The organism is Pseudomonas sp. 31 R 17 (genome assembly GCF_900004915.1).
Taxonomy (GTDB): Bacteria; Pseudomonadota; Gammaproteobacteria; order Pseudomonadales; family Pseudomonadaceae; genus Aquipseudomonas; species Aquipseudomonas orientalis_A.
Genome location: NZ_CVTN01000064.1, coordinates 78482 through 96078, shown reverse-complemented (window position 1 = coordinate 96078; position 17597 = coordinate 78482). Strand labels below are relative to the sequence as shown.

Here is a 17597-nt window from a genome sequence, read left to right as displayed (position 1 = left end):
CATGGAAATATTGGAGCGGGCTCTGCGTGATGAGGTGCGCCATCAAGCGCAGAGCTTAGGGTGAATTTGTGGGGATCCCTCAGGGTCAGACCACTATTCTTCTGGCGGAGCACTAAACGTGGTCTTACCCCTGTTTTTCCTGTTTTTAGTCCATCGCCCTTTCGATATTCGCGATTTCTCGCAATGGGTCAGAGCCTTGCGCTGTTCCGTCCACTTTGATGAGCAAACTCGGCCTTATCGGAAATTATCTCTAGCAGGCTTTCGATTATCTCGAAAAGTGAGCGGCCTGATGCCCGTTTTATAGGAGCTAAGGGCCTCAAGAGGGCTTACGTCATCTCAAAAACACGGCTCAGATAAGTGAAAAGCGTTGGAGAAAAGCTCTGCCCCAGGCCACGTAGCACTTATTTACAACGAAACCCCTCCGGCATCGTAACCGTGTAATTACGCTGCACCCGATCCTGGAAATTCAGATTGCGCAGCCCCTGTTCCACCAAAAAGGCTTCTACCTTCGCGGCCTGGCAGTCGTCGTTATAGGACGATGCCCGCAGCACGTACACCGCGCGCTTGCTCGCCTCATCCCGGGCGGTTGCCCTGAACGTGGTGAGGGTGGTGTAGCCGGTGCGCTCAGAGGTGCCTACGGGGCCGTAGGTGGTGTTTGGGGTGCTGGTGCAGGTCAGCTGGTCGGTTTTCTTTTTGTTCTTCTTGCACTGCGTGGTGGTGCTGTTTGCCACCTGGCCGTATTCGGTGGCGGTATAGCGGTAGGTGACTTGCTTGCTGTCGACGTCCAGGGTGACGGTCATTTTGATCGGTGCATGGTCTTTGGGCAGGGTGGTGTCGGTGAAGACAGTGCGAAAGCCCTGGTCTTTCATGGCGCTGACCATGTCGCGCAGGTAGTAGCGGGCGTTGAGCGCGTTTTCGTCGCTGCCGCCGGTGGACGTCACCAGTACGGTGGCCTGGCGGTCGAAGTGGTAGTCGGGGTCAGGCGTTGCGTTGATTGCTACGTCCATTTGCGTGGCGCATCCACTGACCATTGCGGTCAGTAGCAAGAGCGTGCAGAGCAAGAAGCGGGTCATGGAAAAAACCTTACAACTGGGAATTGGGTAAAGGCTGGACGATTGAGTCCAGAGAAAAACAACCCTCAATCGTGCTGCTGCGACATCGTGACCGCACGCAGCCGGCCGCCATTAAATCGCAGGCAATAAAAAACCCCAAGGAACACATTGTTCCTTGGGGTTTCTCGGTATTTTGGTGCCCAGAGACGGAATCGAACCGCCGACACGGGGATTTTCAATCCCCTGCTCTACCGACTGAGCTATCTGGGCAACGGGGCGCATTAAACGGGTTTTTCAGGGGGTCGTCAAGCAAGTTTTCAAAAAATATTTAATTATTACCGTCGCTTACGTGCAGACCCCGGTTTTTGATCAATTATTGAGCAGGTGGTACGTAGCCGTCGGCCTTGGCGTAATCCTCGCCGGAAAAGAACTTGTCCATTTCGCCCTGCAGGTATTTGCGGTCTTCGGCGTTCATCATGTTCAAGCGTTTTTCGTTGATGAGCAGGGTCTGGTGTTTTTGCCAGTCGGCCCACGCCTTGGCGGAGACGTTATCGTAGATGTCCTGGCCTTTGGCACCCGGAAAAGGGGCGCGTTCGAGGGCGGGCAGTTCTTCGTGGTACTTGCGGCACATGATGGTGCGGGTCATGACGACTCTCCTGCGTTCAATACTTCAGCCGCGCGCTTCAGCAGTTTTTTCACCGGGGCGGCAAGGCCCAGGCGCGGTGGGGTGGCGAGGTTATACCAGAGCCAGTCGGCCTCGGCCACGTGATGGGCGCTTTCCTCGACCTGGACCAGCCAGGGTTCGATGGCCAGCTGGAAGTGGCTGAAGGTGTGGATCAGCCCCGGCAGTTCCTGATGTTTGCCCAAGGCCAGCGCGTGCTGGTTGGCCAGATGATCCAGGTCTTCCAGGTCGTCCAGTTCCGGCAGGCTCCATAAACCGCCCCACAGGCCCGTGGAGGGGCGACGGTAAAGCAGGATCGCGCCTTCGGCATTGGCGAGCATCGGCATCAGCGTGCGCTTCTGGGGGATGGTCTTGCGTGGCTTGGGGATCGGGTAGCGCGTCTCCAGGCCAAGCATGTGGGCTTCGCAGCCTTTTTCCAGCGGGCACAGCAGGCAACTGGGTTTGCTGCGGGTGCATAGCGTGGCGCCCATGTCCATCATCGCCTGGGTGTAGGCGTTGACGCGGTCGTGTGGTGTAAAGCGCTCTGCGGTCGCCCACAGTTGCTTGGCGACCTTGGGTTCGCCAGGGTAGCCCTCTTGTGCGGTAAAGCGTGCCAGCACGCGCTTGACGTTGCCGTCGAGGATCGGCGCACGCAGGCCCATGCTCAGGCTGGCGATTGCGCCGGCGGTGGACAGGCCGATGCCGGGCAGCTCGGTGAGTTTTTCGACATCCCTGGGAAACTCGCCGCCGTATTCGGCGACCACGATCTTTGCAGTCTTTTGCAGGTTGCGCGCCCGGGTGTAGTAACCCAGGCCGGTCCACAGGTGCAGCACTTCGTCTTCCGGCGCGGCGGCCAGTGCCTGGACCGTCGGCAAGGACGCCATGAACCGGTCGAAGTAATTGAGCACGGTGCTGACCTGGGTCTGTTGCAGCATGATCTCCGACACCCACACCCGATACGGCGTGATGCCCTGTTGCCAGGGCAGGTCGTGGCGACCGTGGCGGTCGTACCAGTCCAGCACCGCCTGTGAAAACTGCTCGTTTCTCATCGGTTGAACAGGCCTTTCAATGCGTCTTTGAGCTTGGGATTGACCTTGTCGAGCTTCTCTTCGAGTTTCTCGTTGAGACGGTTGCCCGCCGCTTTGATGGCGACCTGGCCGAGGCCGTCCTTGTCCAGGCGGCAGGCCTTGGCGCCCAGTTCCAGCGGGCCACGGCAGCGCAGCGGCACTTCGATACCCTGGAAGTTGGCGCCGACCTGGCAGGCCGGGTCCGGCACGTCGCGCTGGTCGCCTTCGACGATGATACCCACCCGGTAGTCCATGCCCAGCACGCGCAGGTCGACATCGCCATTGCCGTTGAGGGTCAGCCCCGGAATGCGCACTTTCAGGTCAGGGTTGCTGGCCACGCCGTTGCGCAACGTCAGGTTGCCGCGCAGTTCCTGGAAGGGCGTGTCCTTGCCTTGCGGCGTGGTGCTCAGGGTTTTGCGGTTGAGCAGGGCGATACCGGTACACAGTTGTTGCTCGATGTTGGCGTTGAGCAGTACACCGTTGTTGATGACGATGCCGGCGGTGCCGTTGAGGCTGTCGATCAAGGCCTTCTGGCTGTTGCCACGCCCGGTCAGGTTGCTGTCCAGGGTGACCAGGCCTTTGACTGGTGGGGTTTTCCCCTGGGCCTGCAGGATTTTTTCTACCGGTACCTGCTTGATATGGGTTTGCAGCGCCAGGAGCGGGGTGTCCTGGCGTACATCGAGGGTGCCGTTGGCCTGGAACGTGCCGTTGTAGAGGCCACCGCTCAGCGCGTCGAGCCTGAGCTGGCCATCGATGCCCGAGGCTTTCAGTACCGCGTTCTGGATCGGCAGCTGGCTCAAGGTGAGTTGGCCGAACGCAAGGTCCGCGTTGATATCCAGGCTGCGCAGGCGGGTCAGCGGCAGCAGTTTGTCACTGCTCCAGGCGGCTTTGGTCGGCGCTTCCGGCAGTGGGCTGTTACCGCCGGCGGCCATTGCACCGGCCTCGCTGCCTTGCACTTCGGCCTGGCGTGCGGCCGCCGTGCCTTTGGCGGCTTCGGATTTGGCCGGCAGGTAATTGTCGGCATTGAAGGTGTCGCCCTTGAGCTGCACGCGCAGTGACTGCTTGGCGAAATCATCCACGGCAACGCGACCGGTGAAGGTGCTGCCATCGAGTTTCAGGTTCAGGTCCTCCAGCGCGACATTGGTCGGCGTGCCTGTGAGGCGGCTGACCAGTTCGACTTTGCTCAGGCTGCCCGGTGCCATGGCCGGCAGAGGGTGGCCGACGCTCTCGAGAAACTTGGCCAGGTCAAACTGCGCGACCGACAGCGCGCCGCTGATCTGCGGGGTGTTGCTCAGGTCAGTGGCCCGCAGTTCGCCCAGTGCGCGCAATTGGTTGGCCGAGAGTTTCAGGTTGGTCCATTCGGCGATGTTGGCGGCAAGATCGACCAGCAATTGACCCTGGGTGGAGAAGGTCAGCGTCTTGCCCTGCAAGGGTTCGCCAGTGGCTTCGCCGCTCAGGCGCATGTCTTCGAACTGGTAGCGCTTGAGGGCGCGCTGGATGCGCAAGTTGCCGTTCAGCTCGGTCTTGAGGCGCATGACCGGCTGGTTGCTGCCCAGGAAAGCGGTGAGTTTCAGCGGAATGTTGGCGCCTTCGTGGATGGCGCCGGCACTCAGTTGGATGCTTTCAGCGCTCAATTGCTTGCCGGTCTGTTCATCGTTGTATTCAACGCGGGCGTTGTTGATGGTCAGGCTGTCGATGTCCAGGCGGATCGGCTGCGGCGGTTTTTCCGGCTTGGCTTCAGCCACCGGTTCGGCCGGCGCCGGGGTGGCGGCACCCGGGGTCTCGTCGGGCAGGTTCTTGCCGATGTCTTCCCAGTTGCCGTGGCCGTTCTTGTCGCGGTTCAGGCGCAGGTTCAGGCCCTCGACCCGCACATCGCTCATCTGCACTTCGCGGCGCAGCAGCGGCAGCACACGTACCGACAGGCCGAGCATCTGCAGGTCGGCAAACGGTTGGGTCGGATTGGTCAGGGTTGCCACGCCGGCTTCGTGCAGCTCCAGGCCCAGCCAGGGGAACAGGCTCCAGCCGATGTCGCCATTGAGCGTCAGCTCGATGTGGGCCTTGTCGCGGGCAATCTGGCGAATTTCTTCTTTGTAGTCGTTGGGATCGAAGAGATGGGTCAGGGCAAAGCCGAGAGCCACAATGATCAGCAACAGCCCGAGAAATACCAGACCCAGGATTTTGCCGAACGCTTTCATGGGCGAGTCCTTGTATGTCGATTTCAAAATTTAGCCGCAGAGTATACCGCCCGAAGGCCTGCATCAGTTCGTGGATCGTTACATTGTATCTACGACCAGCGAAACGGGATTTTGGCGTCAAATAAAACAGATAGGTTGAAAAAAGTGATGTCAATTTGGTTTTTCTCGCATCTGCAGGTGCTAATCTCTGCGCGTTCGTCCGCCTTCTGCGACGTATCGTCGCGCCAAAATGGAGCTTCACTCACAAAAACGGCCACGCATTGCGTGCAAGGCCGAGGGGAAGCGCGCCTGACGGATGCATACCAATAACTGGGGGAAACACCAATGAGCACTAGCACTGCGGCCGGTACCAATGCCGCACCGCCTGCGTTCCTGTCCAAGGAGCGCATTATCGCCAAGCCCGGCTTCAACCGCTGGCTGGTTCCACCGGCCGCGCTGGCCATCCACCTGTGCATCGGCATGGCCTACGGCTTCTCGGTGTTCTGGCTGCCGCTGTCCAAGGCGCTGGGCATCACTGCGCCGGTGGCCTGCGCGCCGGACATGAGCTTTATCGCCCAGGTCTTCTCGTCCCAATGTGACTGGCCCATCTCCATGCTGGGCTGGATCTACACCCTGTTCTTCATCTTCCTGGGCTGCTCGGCAGCGATCTGGGGCGGCTGGCTGGAACATGCCGGGCCACGCAAGGCCGGTGTTGTCTCGGCGTTGTGCTGGTGCGGCGGCCTGCTGATCTCGGCGTTGGGTATCTATACCCACCAGATCTGGCTGATGTGGATCGGCTCCGGGGTCATCGGCGGTATCGGCCTGGGCCTGGGCTATATCTCGCCCGTATCGACCCTGATCAAGTGGTTCCCGGACAAGCGCGGCATGGCGACCGGCATGGCGATCATGGGCTTCGGCGGCGGCGCGATGGTCGGTGCACCGCTGGCGGCAGCACTGATGGGCCACTTCGCCTCGCCGACCAGCGTGGGCGTATGGCAGAGCTTCCTGGTGATGGCTGCGATCTACTTCGTGTTCATGATCGGCGGCGCCTTGTCCTATCGCGTTCCGCCGACCGGCTGGAAGCCTGAGGGCTGGACCGCGCCGGCGAAAAAAGCCAGCAACGCGATGATCACGCACCGTCATGTGCATGTGAACGTGGCGTGGAAGACCCCGCAATTTCGTCTGGTATGGCTGGTGCTGTGCCTGAACGTGTCAGCCGGTATCGGCATCCTCGGCATGGCTTCGCCGCTGTTGCAGGAAGTGTTCGGCGGCAAATTGCTGGGGCTGGATGTACCGTTTGGTCAGCTGGATGCAGGGCAACTCGCATCGATCGCCGCCATTGCGGCGGGCTTCACCGGCCTGTTGAGCCTGTTCAACATCGGTGGCCGGTTCTTCTGGGCGTCGTTCTCCGACTACCTGGGGCGCAAAAATACCTACTTCGTGTTCTTCGCCCTGGGCTTTGCCCTGTACGCGCTGATCCCGAACCTGGGGCACCTGGGCAACGTGGCACTGTTCGTCGCGGCGTTCTGCATCATCCTGTCGATGTACGGCGGTGGTTTTGCCACGGTCCCGGCTTACCTGGCCGACCTGTTCGGTACGCAAATGGTCGGCGCCATCCATGGTCGCCTGCTGACCGCCTGGGCCGCTGCCGGCGTATTGGGCCCGGTGCTGGTGAACTACCTGCGTGAATATCAGTTGAGCATCGGCGTTGAACGCGCTGCGGCCTACGACATCACCTTGTACATCCTCGCTGGCCTGCTGGTGCTGGGCTTTATCTGCAACCTGCTGGTGCGTCCGGTAGCCGACAAATACTTCATGACCGACGCCGAACTGGCCGCCGAGCAGGCGCTGGGTCATGACAAGGGCGCTGATGCCAGCACCGTGCTGGAGTGGAAAGCCTCCCCTGGCAGCAAGCCATTGGCGGTCGCCGCCTGGCTGGTAGTGGGCATTCCGTTGGCGTGGGGTGTGTGGGTGACCCTGCAGAAGACCGCAGTACTGTTCCACTAACACTGCAAAACCCTTGTGGGAGGGGGCTTGCCCCCGATGGCGGCGCATCAGTCAATGCATTGTTGACTGACCCACTGCTATCGGGGGCAAGCCCCCTCCCACATTGGTTATGCATGTACGCACATGTCTATCCCCGACACTCCATCAGTCTTATCCCCTTCGATGTTTCTGTTTAGCGCCCGCGCCCCTATAATGGCTGCCTTTTTCGCCCAATGATTTGCGGAGCTGGTGATGGTCGAACGTATGGCGTCCGTCGAGCGCGACACTCTGGAAACCCAGATCAAAGCCTCGATCAACCTGGATGGCACCGGAAAGGCCCGATTTGATATCGGTGTACCTTTTCTTGAGCACATGCTGGACCAGATCGCCCGTCATGGGCTGATCGACCTGGATATCGTCAGCAAGGGCGACCTGCACATCGACGACCACCACACGGTGGAAGACGTGGGCATCACCCTCGGCCAGGCCTTTGCCAAGGCCATCGGCGACAAAAAAGGCATCCGTCGCTACGGCCACGCCTATGTCCCGCTGGACGAAGCGCTGTCGCGCGTCGTCATCGACTTCTCCGGCCGCCCAGGCCTGCAGATGCACGTGCCCTACACCCGCGCCACCGTGGGTGGCTTTGACGTCGACCTGTTCCAGGAATTCTTCCAGGGTTTCGTCAACCACGCCCTGGTCAGCCTGCACATCGACAACCTGCGCGGCACCAACACCCACCACCAGATCGAAACCGTGTTCAAGGCTTTCGGCCGCGCGCTGCGTATGGCCGTAGAGCTGGATGAGCGCATGGCCGGGCAAATGCCTTCGACCAAGGGCGTTCTGTAATGCAGACGGTCGCGGTTATCGATTACGGCATGGGCAACCTGCACTCGGTGGCCAAGGCCCTCGAGCACGTGGGCGCCGGCAAGGTGCTGATCACCAGCGATGCCAATGTGATTCGTGAAGCCGACCGCGTGGTGTTTCCAGGCGTTGGCGCGATTCGCGATTGCATGGCCGAGATCCGTCGCCTGGGCTTTGACACCCTGGTGCGCGAAGTCAGCCAGGACCGTCCGTTCCTCGGTATCTGCGTGGGCATGCAAGCCTTGCTCGACAGCAGTGAAGAGAACGGCGGTGTCGACTGCATCGGTCTGTTTCCCGGCCAGGTGAAGTTCTTCGGTAAAGACCTGCATGAAGACGGCGAGCACCTCAAGGTGCCGCACATGGGCTGGAACGAAGTGCGTCGCGCGGTGGATCACCCGCTGTGGCACGAGATTCCGGACATGGCGCGCTTCTACTTTGTGCACAGCTATTACATCGCCGCCGGTAACCCGCGCCAGGTGGTGGGGGGCGGGCACTACGGCGTCGACTTCGCCGCCGCGCTGGCCGACGGTTCGCGCTTTGCCGTGCAGTTTCATCCGGAGAAGAGCCATACCCATGGCCTGCAATTGCTGCAGAACTTCGCCGCGTGGGATGGGCGTTGGTAAGAAGAGCAACTGCAAGCGCCAAGCTTGAAAGTTGCAAGAATTGATACGCGTGCTTGCTTGCAGCTAATAGCTTGCAGCTTGCAGCTCTTTGACGAAGGAAACGCATGCTCATTATCCCCGCTATCGATCTCAAGGACGGCGCCTGCGTCCGTCTGCGCCAGGGCCGTATGGAAGATTCCACGGTGTTCTCCGATGACCCGGTGAGCATGGCCGCCAAATGGGTGGAAGGGGGCTGCCGTCGTCTGCATCTGGTGGACTTGAACGGCGCCTTCGAAGGCCAGCCGGTCAACGGCGAGGTGGTCACCGCGATCGCCCGGCGCTACCCCAACCTGCCGATCCAGATCGGCGGCGGCATCCGCTCGCTGGAAACCATCGAGCATTACGTCAAGGCCGGAGTGAGCTACGTGATCATCGGCACCAAGGCCGTAAAAGACCCGGCCTTCGTCGCCGAAGCCTGCCGCGCATTCCCAGGCAAGGTTATCGTCGGCCTGGATGCCAAGGACGGTTTTGTCGCCACCGACGGTTGGGCTGAAATCAGCACTGTGCAGGTGATCGACCTGGCTAAACAGTTCGAAGCCGACGGTGTGTCCGCCATCGTTTATACCGACATCGCCAAAGACGGCATGATGCAGGGCTGCAACGTACCGTTCACCGCCGCGCTGGCTGCTGCGACGAAAATCCCGGTGATCGCCTCTGGCGGTATCCACAACCTGGGTGACATCAAGTCGCTGCTGGACGCCAAGGCGCCTGGCATCATCGGCGCCATCACGGGCCGTGCGATTTATGAGGGCACCCTGGACGTCGCCGAAGCCCAGGCTTACTGCGATGCCTACAACGGCTGAGGACTGACCATGGCGCTGGCCAAACGCATCATCCCTTGCCTGGACGTCGACAACGGTCGTGTGGTCAAGGGCGTCAAGTTCGAGAACATCCGTGATGCCGGCGACCCGGTGGAAATCGCCCGTCGCTACGATGAACAGGGCGCCGACGAAATTACCTTTCTCGACATCACCGCCAGCGTCGACGGCCGCGACACCACCTTGCACACCGTTGAGCGCATGGCCAGTCAGGTGTTTATCCCGCTGACCGTGGGCGGCGGCGTGCGCACCGTGCAAGACATCCGCAACCTGCTCAATGCCGGCGCGGACAAGGTCTCGATCAACACCGCCGCCGTGTTCAACCCTGAATTTGTCGGCGAAGCGGCGCAGCACTTCGGCTCGCAATGCATCGTGGTCGCCATCGACGCCAAGAAAGTTTCCGGCCCCGGCGAAACCCCGCGCTGGGAGATCTTCACCCACGGTGGGCGCAAACCGACCGGGCTGGATGCGGTGGAGTGGGCGATGAAGATGGAAGCCCTCGGCGCCGGTGAAATCCTGCTGACCAGCATGGACCAGGACGGCATGAAAAACGGCTTCGACCTGGGCGTGACCCGCGCCATCAGCGATGCCCTGGGCATCCCGGTCATCGCCTCCGGCGGCGTCGGCAACCTGCAGCACTTGGCCGATGGCGTCATCGAAGGGCATGCCAGCGCGGTGCTGGCGGCGAGTATTTTCCACTTCGGCGAATACACCGTCCCCGAGGCCAAGGCCTACATGGCCGCGCGCGGTATCGTCGTGCGCTAAACGCCGCTGGACAGCATGGCAGGCGCGCGGCACTCTCTGCGCTTGCCATGGATTCCGGTAGCCTTCATGTTCAAACACCTGCTGCTCGCCCTTGCCAGTTCCTCCATGCTCATGGCGGCTACGGTGCACGCCGACGAATCGTCTGACACCTCCCTGGTGCTGCTGACGGAAAATTTCCCGCCTTACAACATGGCGAAAAACGGCAAGAACTTCGCCAGGGACGAGAACATCGAAGGTATCGCCGTGGACATCATGCGCGAGACCTTCAAGCGTGCCGGCATTTCCTACAACCTCACCCTGCGTTTCCCCTGGGAGCGAATCTACAAACTCGCCCTGGAAAAGCCTGGCTATGGTGTGTTCGTCATGGCGCGTTTGCCGGACCGTGAAGCCTTGTTCAAATGGGTCGGCCCCATCGGCCCGGACGATTGGGTGCTGTTGGCCAAGGCTGACAGCAAAATCCAGTTGGAAGGCCTGGAGCAGGCGCGCCGCTACAGGATTGGCGCCTACAAAGGCGATGCCATTGCCCAGAGTCTGGACAAGCAGGGGCTCAATCCGGTTGTCGCCTTGCGAGACCAGGACAATGCGCAAAAGCTCATGGAGGGCCAGATCGACCTGTGGGCCACCGGCGACCCTGCTGGGCGCTACCTGGCGCGGCAGGTGGGGGTGAACGGGCTGAAGACGGTACTGCGTTTCAACAGTGCGCAGCTTTACCTGGCGTTGAACAAGGATGTGCCGGATGACGTAGTTAACAAGCTCCAGGCTGCGCTGGATGAGTTACGCAAGAGCGGTCGTGTCGACGAAATCATGGCGCGTTACCTCTGACGTCGGCAGTTCCGAAGAATAAACGCGGTTAAAAGTGTGGGAGGGGGCTTGCCCCCGATAGCGGTGTGTCAGCTGAAAATATATTGGCTGATCTACTGCTATCGGGGGCAAGTCGAATCGTCGCACCGCCCCTCCCACATTGGATTTTCGCCACCTTCATTCAGCGGTAAATGCCGTCTTTGCCGTGCCCGGCCATGGCCCGATTACTGCGCACGCTGATCATCAGCTTGATATCGATCCACTCCACACCCTGCGCCTTGAGCTTGGGCAATTCGCGCTCCAGCACCGCCAGGGTCTGGGGGTAAGGGTGCCCGATCATCACCGCCGAACCCTGCTTGTGCGCCAGCTTGATTGCGGTTTGCAGCTGCGTGGTGATCGCTGCCTCGGTGCGTTCGTCATCCAGGAACACATCCCGCGAAACATGCGCCAGTCCAATCTTCTGCGCCTCTGCGGCGGCGACAGTCTGTGCGCTGGTACGGCTGTCCACAAAGAACTTGTGGCGCCGCTGCAGCTCGCCCATTAACCACGCCATTGCCTGCGGCTGCGCCGTCATGCGGCTGCCCATATGGTTATTGATGCCGGCGGTGTAGGGCACGGCCGCGAAGGCGGCGTCCAGGCGCTTGGCCAGTTCTTCGATCGACAGCTCGGGGTGCCAGGCAAACGGACCGGTGGCCGGGTCCATGGGCATATGCAGGATGACGATCTTGCCGGCCTTGTGGGCCTCGCGGGCGAATTCGGCGGCGTGAGGGGTGTCAGGCATGATCGCGGTGGTGACCGGCCCGGGCAGGGCCAGCACGCGACGATCCCTGGGCAGGTTCTGCCCGAGGTCGTCGATGATCAGGGTGAGATAGGCTTTGTGCGGCTCGCCGACCGGCGTCGCTTGCGCGAATCCGGCCAGGCTGCACAGCAAGGCGATGATCAGGGCAACGCGCATATCAACGGCTGCGCGTGATGCTCAGGCCCTTGAGCAGGCTCAGCGCCTGGGCCAACTGATAATCGTCGTCCTGCGGCATCGGTTTGGCTTTGGCGCCGCTGCCGGTCGGCTGGTCGGCACCGCCGTTGCCATTGCCCAGGTGGCCTTGCAGGTCCGCCTCTTTGTAGTACTCGCTGTCGATCTCGTTGGTGATCTTGGCCTTGCGCACTTCGATGTCCGGCACGATGCCCTGGGCCTGGATCGAGCGACCATTGGGCGTGTAGTACAGCGCCGTGGTGATCTTCAGCGCACGCTCGTTATTGAGCGGCAATACGGTTTGCACCGAGCCTTTACCGAAGGTCGTGGTGCCCATCAGCACACCGCGCTTCTGGTCCTGCAGGGCGCCGGCGACGATCTCCGAGGCCGAGGCGCTGCCGCCGTTGATCAGCACGGCCAGCGGCACGTTCTCGCTCAGATCGTTGCCGGTGGCCGAGAAGCGCAGTTCGGAATTGGCGATGCGGCCCTTGGTGTAGACGATCAGGCCCTTGGTGATGAAGTGGTCGACCACTTCCACCGCCGACTGCAACACACCGCCCGGGTTGTTACGCAGGTCGAGCACGATGCCGTTGAGCTTCTTGCCGTTGTCCTTGCGCAGCTTGGCCAGGGCCTTGGCCACTTCGTCGCCGGTCTTGACCTGGAACTGGGTAATGCGGATGTAACCGTAGCCCGACTCCAGCAACTGGCTCTTCACGCTCTTGACCACGATGGTGGAGCGGGTCAGGGTCACGTCGAACGGATTGCCGCCGTCGCGCACCAGGGTCAGGGTGATTTTCTGGCCGATCTTGCCGCGCATCTTGTCGACGGCTTCGGTCATGGTCTGGCCGCGGGTCGGCTGGCCGTTGATCTTGACGATAAAGTCACCCGCCTGGATGCCGGCCTTGGATGCCGGGGTGTCGTCGATGGGCGAGACCACCTTGATGTTGCCGTCTTCGGAACCGACCTCAATGCCCAGGCCACCGAATTCACCGCTGGTGCTTTCCTGCAGTTCAGCGAAGTCTTCCGGGCCCAGGTAGGCCGAATGCGGGTCGAGGTTGCTGAGCATGCCCTTGATGGCGTTTTCCAGCAGGGTCTTGTCGTCTACGGGTTCGACATAGGCTGCCTTGATCCGGTCCATGACCTCGGCAAAGGTGCGCAGCTCGTCCAGCGGCAACGGCGCCTTGGTGGTCGCAGCGGTCGCGGCGGGAACAGCCTGGTCGGCAAAAGCCAGAGGCGCGCCGATCACCAGGGCGATCGTCAGGGCCAGCGAAGTGAGGCGGGACAAATGCAGCATGTCGAACGAACTCCTAATGTAGATGAGACCCTATCCTTGGGATCTGCACCATTGTGCAGGGTCGCTCGGGCGGCCCTGCTGACGAATAGCGAAGTACAGCGCCGGGGTGTCCTGGCCACCACTGTTACCGACAGTGGAGATGGATTCACCGGCTTTTACCACATCACCTGCCGACTTGAGTAACGTCTGATTGTGGCCGTAAAGGCTCAAATAGCCATTACCGTGGTCAAGAATTACCAGCAGGCCGGCCCCGCGCAGCCAATCGGCAAACACCACGCGCCCGCCGTGGACGGCGTGGACCTGGCTGCCCGCAGAGGCGCTGATCATCACACCGTCCCACTTGGCACGGGTGTCATCGCCACGGGTTTCGCCGAAGCGTGCCAACAATCGACCATCAACCGGCCATGGAAGTTTGCCGCGCGCTGAAGCAAAAGGCCCGCCGAACGACTCGCCGCTGCTGGAAACCAGTGGGCCAGGCGCTGCGTGCGCCGGTTTGCGCGGGGCCGGCGCATCGGTAGTGGCTGCCAGTTCGGCCTCACGCTGGCGCTTTTTTTCGGCTTCCTGCTGGGCGATCAGCGCTTTTTGCCGCGCCTCCTCGGCCTCGCGTGCCTGGCGCGCCAGGGTTTCTTCGATAGTCTTGAGCACTTTGGCCAGGTCGGCCTGGTCCTGCTCGCGGGCCTGGAGCTTGGCGTCGCGGGCTTTTACGTCATTGTTGAGCTTGGCCAGGGCTTGCTGGCGTTCCTTGCGGACCTTGTCCAATTCGTTGCGCTGGGTGTCGAGCGCGGTCTTCTGATCGAGCAGTTGGGCCTGCTGATCATTGATCTCCTGCTCGACATTGGCCAACTGGCGCAGCGTTTCGTTAAAGCCCTTCAACTGCGCCAGGCGCGCCTGGCTCAGGTAATCGTAATAGGTGAGGGTGCGGGCGAACTTTTCCGGGTTCTGCTGGTTGAGCAGCAGCTTGAGATATTCCTGGCGGCCGCTCTGGTAGGCGGCGCGAGCCTGGATCGCGATCAGGCGTTGCTGCTCAACGCGTGCGCTCTGGAGTTTTTTTTTCTCAGCGTCGAGTCGCTCCAGTTCCGACTCGCTCTTCTTTAATTCTTTTTGCAGCTCCTGGACCTGCTTCTCCAGCTTGCCCATTTCGGTTTCCGTGCCGCGCAGGTCTTTCTGCACCCCGGACTTTTCTTCCTGGAGCTTGCCGAGCAGTTTTTTCAGCTCGGTAATGTCCTGACGCGTAGCGTCCAACTGTTGTTGGGTTTGTGCACGCTCATCGGCAAATGCCGGTTGGAGCAGGCAGACAAGAGCGAGGGTAATCAAGGCGCGAAGCATAGAGGCGGGCGACACCAGGGGAAAGGGACGCTCTAGTATGCCCGCCAAGCGCCGCAAAAAAAACGTCCAATTGGGGCGGGCGGGCAAGATAGGTGCCGAGTGGTGGTGGTATGGCAAAAAGATATCTTCCAAACACCGAAGGGCCAATGTGGGAGGGGGCTTGCCCCCGATAGCGGTGGACCAGTCACATAAGTGTTGACTGACACTCCGTCATCGGGGGCAAGCCCCCTCCCACATTGGATCTGCCGTGTTGTTCAGATCAGACCAGGATTGAGGTCCCGGTCATTTCCTTCGGCTTTTCCAGCCCCATCAGCATCAGCATGGTCGGCGCCACATCCGCCAGTACGCCGCCGTTACGCACTTTGAAATCGCGCTTGCCGACGTAGATGAACGGCACCGGCTCGGTGGTGTGGGCTGTGTGGGCCTGGCCGGTGGACTCGTCGGACATCTGCTCGCAGTTGCCGTGGTCGGCGGTGATCAGCGCTTCGCCACCGACTTTGTCCAGGGCGTCGACGATGCGGCCCACGCACAGGTCCAGGCATTCCACGGCCTTAGTGGCAGCTTCCAGGTTGCCGCTGTGGCCGACCATGTCGCCGTTGGCGTAGTTGACCACGATGACGTCATAACGCTGATGCTCGATGGCGTCGACGATCTTGTCGGTGACTTCCGGTGCGCTCATTTCCGGCTGCAGGTCGTAGGTGGCGACTTTTGGCGATGGGATCAGGATGCGCTCTTCGCCAGGGAAAGGTTCTTCACGTCCGCCGGAGAAGAAGAAGGTCACGTGGGCATATTTTTCGGTTTCGGCGATGCGCAGTTGAGTCTTGCCGTTTTTCGCCAGGTAATCACCCAGCACGTTTTCCAGGCTGCCCGGCGCAAAAGCCGACGGGGCCGGGATATTGGCGGCGTATTGGGTGAGCATGACGAACTCGACTTTCGGCTGGCGTGCGCGTTCGAAGTCCTTGAAACCGTCGTCGACAAACACATGGCTCAGCTCACGGGCACGGTCGGCGCGGAAGTTCATGAACACCATGGCGTCGCCGTCTTCGACTTTCACCGGCTCGCCGATGGTGGTGGCCTTGACGAATTCATCGCTCTCGCCACGGGCGTAGGCGGCTTCCAGGCCTTGCTGGGCGGTGGCGGCGTTGAATTCGGCCTGGCCATCGACGATCAGGTTGTAGGCCTGGGCCACACGGTCCCAGCGGTTGTCGCGGTCCATGGCAAAGTAACGGCCTACCAGGCTGGCGATGCGGCCTTTGCCCAGGGCGGCGAAGGTGGCGTCCAGCAGTTCGATGGACGACTGCGCGCTTTTGGGCGGGGTGTCGCGACCGTCAAGGAAGGCATGCAGGTAGATCTTGTCGGCGCCGCGCTTGAAGGCCAGTTCGGCCATGGCGATCAGGTGGTCCTGATGGCTGTGTACGCCGCCATCCGAGAGCAGGCCCATGAAGTGCACGGCCTTGCCGGCGGCGACGGCTTTGTCCACCGCTGCGCAAATGGTCGGGTTCTCGAAGAACTCGCCATCGCGGATCGCTTTGGTCACGCGGGTGAAGTCTTGATAGACCACTCGTCCGGCGCCGAGATTCATGTGACCGACTTCCGAGTTGCCCATCTGGCCGTCCGGCAGGCCCACGTCCATGCCGGAGCCTGAGATCAAACCGTTGGGCACGGTAGCGGTGAGACGATCCAGCACAGGCTTGCGGGCGGCGTACACCGCGTTGTCGTGGTGGCTTTCACTGTGTCCGAAGCCATCGAGAATTATCAGGACCAAAGGTTTAGGCGTGGTAGTCATAGATCCTCTCGCGGCGGTAATAAAGGAAGGCAATGGAAAAGTGAGTGGCAGTTTAAAGCGAAGTTCCAACCGCGTCACCGCTTTACGGGGGTTGGCCGCCCCCGACGGCTGTGTATACTTACCGCCATTTTAACGCCCTGGAACCTCCTTGATGGTTGATCACCTGATTGCATTTGCCACTGCCCACTATCTGCTCGTGGGTGCCTTCGTCATCCTGCTGGCGCTGCTGATCGCTCACGAATTGAGCCGTGGTGGCCGCAGCCTGAGCACATCGGAGCTGACCGCCCTGGTCAACAAGGATGAGGCCGTTGTCGTGGATATTCGCCCGGCCAAGGATTTCGCCGCCGGCCACATCGTCGGCGCCCTGAACATTCCGCAGGACAAGCTGATCGCGCGCTTGGCCGAACTGGAGAAATACAAGGCCAAGACCATTATCCTGGTCGACGCCCAAGGCCAGCACTCCGGCACGCATGCCCGCGAGATGCTCAAGTCCGGCTTTACCGCCGCCAAGCTGTCCGGTGGAATCAGCAGCTGGCGTGGCGATAACCTGCCGTTGGTGAAGTGATATGAGCCAGGTTGTCGTGTATTCCAGCGATTATTGCCCTTATTGCATTCGAGCCAAGCAGTTGCTCCAGAGCAAGAAGGTCGCCTTCGAAGAAATCAAGGTCGACGGCAAGCCTCAAGTGCGCGCCGAAATGACCCAGAAGGCTGGCCGCACGTCGGTCCCGCAGATCTGGATCGGCAGCCGGCATATCGGTGGTTGCGATGAGCTGTTCGCTTTGGAGCGCGCCGGTAAACTTGACGCGCTGCTGTCCGCCTAACCCCTAAAAGACCCCAAGATAAAGAAGGATCTGCGATGACTGATCAACAGAACACCGAAGCAGCGCAAGACCAAGGCCCACAGTTTTCGCTGCAGCGCATCTACGTGCGTGACCTGTCGTTCGAAGCGCCGAAAAGCCCGGCCATCTTCCGCCAGGAATGGACCCCAAGCGTCGCGCTGGACCTGAACACCCGCCAGAAAGCCCTGGAAGGCGACTTCCATGAAGTCGTGCTGACCCTGTCGGTCACCGTCAAGAACGGCGAAGAAGTGGCCTTCATCGCTGAAGTGCAACAGGCGGGTATCTTCCTGATCCAGGGCCTGGACGAAGCGTCCATGAGCCACACCCTGGGCGCGTTCTGCCCGAACATCCTGTTCCCGTACGCCCGTGAGACCCTGGACAGCCTGGTCACCCGTGGCTCGTTCCCGGCGTTGATGCTGGCACCTGTGAACTTCGATGCCCTGTACGCCCAAGAGCTGCAGCGCATGCAACAGGAAGGTTCGTCGACGGTTCAATAAGTCGACGCGGTAAAAAAATGTGGGAGGGGGCTTGCCCC

At 61.0% G+C, this 17597-nt stretch carries 17 protein-coding genes and 1 tRNA gene; 9 read left to right on the top strand and 9 right to left on the bottom strand.

Features of this window, described 5'->3' with window-relative positions:
• Positions 1-401: 401 nt before the first annotated feature.
• The 5 genes from BFP89_RS12295 to BFP89_RS12275 all read right to left on the bottom strand — a co-directional run bounded on the left by BFP89_RS12295 (position 402) and on the right by BFP89_RS12275 (position 4975).
• A complete protein-coding gene (locus BFP89_RS12295) occupies positions 402-1073 on the bottom strand; it encodes a hypothetical protein (protein ID WP_065885767.1) in 672 nt (223 codons plus the stop codon).
• Between the two features lie 173 nt (positions 1074-1246).
• Positions 1247-1322, bottom strand: a tRNA-Phe gene (locus tag BFP89_RS12290).
• Positions 1323-1425: 103 nt separating this feature from the next.
• Positions 1426-1698: an oxidative damage protection protein gene (locus BFP89_RS12285; RefSeq protein WP_065885766.1), complete on the bottom strand. Its 273-nt coding sequence runs from the start codon at positions 1696-1698 to the stop codon at positions 1426-1428.
• Positions 1695-2762, bottom strand: a complete 1068-nt coding sequence (gene mutY / locus BFP89_RS12280; RefSeq protein WP_065885765.1) for an A/G-specific adenine glycosylase — start codon at positions 2760-2762, stop codon at positions 1695-1697. The genes BFP89_RS12285 and mutY overlap by 4 nt, the downstream gene beginning before the upstream one ends.
• Entirely contained in the window at positions 2759-4975 is a 2217-nt protein-coding gene (locus BFP89_RS12275; protein ID WP_065885764.1) for an AsmA family protein, read from the bottom strand. The genes mutY and BFP89_RS12275 overlap by 4 nt, the downstream gene beginning before the upstream one ends.
• Before the next feature lie 324 nt (positions 4976-5299).
• On the opposite strand from BFP89_RS12275, the gene BFP89_RS12270 reads away from it, so the two are divergent.
• The 6 genes from BFP89_RS12270 (at position 5300) to BFP89_RS12245 (ending at position 10868) form a co-directional block, all read left to right on the top strand.
• A complete protein-coding gene (locus BFP89_RS12270) occupies positions 5300-6961 on the top strand; it encodes an OFA family MFS transporter (protein ID WP_065885763.1) in 1662 nt (553 codons plus the stop codon).
• Between the two features lie 231 nt (positions 6962-7192).
• Positions 7193-7786: an imidazoleglycerol-phosphate dehydratase HisB gene (gene hisB, locus BFP89_RS12265; protein WP_065885762.1), complete on the top strand. Its 594-nt coding sequence runs from the start codon at positions 7193-7195 to the stop codon at positions 7784-7786.
• Complete coding sequence (gene hisH, locus BFP89_RS12260) at positions 7786-8424, top strand: imidazole glycerol phosphate synthase subunit HisH (RefSeq protein ID WP_065885761.1); 639 nt, start codon at positions 7786-7788, stop codon at positions 8422-8424. Before hisB ends, hisH begins: the two co-directional genes overlap by 1 nt.
• Positions 8425-8528: 104 nt before the next feature.
• Positions 8529-9266 (top strand): 1-(5-phosphoribosyl)-5-[(5-phosphoribosylamino)methylideneamino]imidazole-4-carboxamide isomerase, encoded by a 738-nt coding sequence (gene hisA, locus BFP89_RS12255; protein WP_065885760.1) that lies wholly within the window; start codon positions 8529-8531, stop codon positions 9264-9266.
• A gap of 9 nt (positions 9267-9275) precedes the next feature.
• Positions 9276-10046 carry an imidazole glycerol phosphate synthase subunit HisF gene (hisF, locus tag BFP89_RS12250; protein ID WP_017138643.1) on the top strand — a complete coding sequence of 257 codons (771 nt, stop codon included), beginning with the start codon at positions 9276-9278 and terminating at the stop codon, positions 10044-10046.
• Between the two features lie 66 nt (positions 10047-10112).
• The gene (locus BFP89_RS12245; protein WP_065885759.1) at positions 10113-10868 is read left to right on the top strand and encodes a substrate-binding periplasmic protein; all 756 of its coding nucleotides are present in this window, start codon (positions 10113-10115) and stop codon (positions 10866-10868) included.
• Between the two features lie 160 nt (positions 10869-11028).
• Here BFP89_RS12245 and BFP89_RS12240 read toward each other — a convergent pair whose 3' ends face one another.
• From BFP89_RS12240 to gpmI, 4 genes are all read right to left on the bottom strand, one after another.
• Positions 11029-11802 carry a divergent polysaccharide deacetylase family protein gene (locus BFP89_RS12240; protein ID WP_065885758.1) on the bottom strand — a complete coding sequence of 258 codons (774 nt, stop codon included), beginning with the start codon at positions 11800-11802 and terminating at the stop codon, positions 11029-11031.
• A gap of 1 nt (position 11803) precedes the next feature.
• On the bottom strand, positions 11804-13111 hold the full coding sequence (locus BFP89_RS12235) for a S41 family peptidase (protein ID WP_065885757.1): 1308 nt from the start codon (positions 13109-13111) through the stop codon (positions 11804-11806).
• Between the two features lie 30 nt (positions 13112-13141).
• A complete protein-coding gene (locus BFP89_RS12230; RefSeq protein ID WP_065885756.1) occupies positions 13142-14437 on the bottom strand; it encodes a murein hydrolase activator EnvC family protein in 1296 nt (431 codons plus the stop codon).
• 259 nt (positions 14438-14696) lie between these two features.
• The gene (gpmI, locus tag BFP89_RS12225) at positions 14697-16223 is read right to left on the bottom strand and encodes a 2,3-bisphosphoglycerate-independent phosphoglycerate mutase (RefSeq protein ID WP_065885755.1); all 1527 of its coding nucleotides are present in this window, start codon (positions 16221-16223) and stop codon (positions 14697-14699) included.
• Positions 16224-16374: 151 nt separating this feature from the next.
• On the opposite strand from gpmI, the gene BFP89_RS12220 reads away from it, so the two are divergent.
• The 3 genes from BFP89_RS12220 to secB are packed head-to-tail and all read left to right on the top strand — an operon-like array spanning position 16375 to position 17559.
• On the top strand, positions 16375-16788 hold the full coding sequence (locus BFP89_RS12220; RefSeq protein WP_057025458.1) for a rhodanese-like domain-containing protein: 414 nt from the start codon (positions 16375-16377) through the stop codon (positions 16786-16788).
• 1 nt (position 16789) lies between these two features.
• Positions 16790-17044 carry a glutaredoxin 3 gene (gene grxC, locus BFP89_RS12215; RefSeq protein ID WP_065885754.1) on the top strand — a complete coding sequence of 85 codons (255 nt, stop codon included), beginning with the start codon at positions 16790-16792 and terminating at the stop codon, positions 17042-17044.
• A 35-nt stretch (positions 17045-17079) separates the two neighbouring features.
• Positions 17080-17559, top strand: coding sequence for a protein-export chaperone SecB (gene secB, locus BFP89_RS12210; protein ID WP_003171119.1), 480 nt, complete (start codon positions 17080-17082; stop codon positions 17557-17559).
• Positions 17560-17597: the final 38 nt, after the last annotated feature.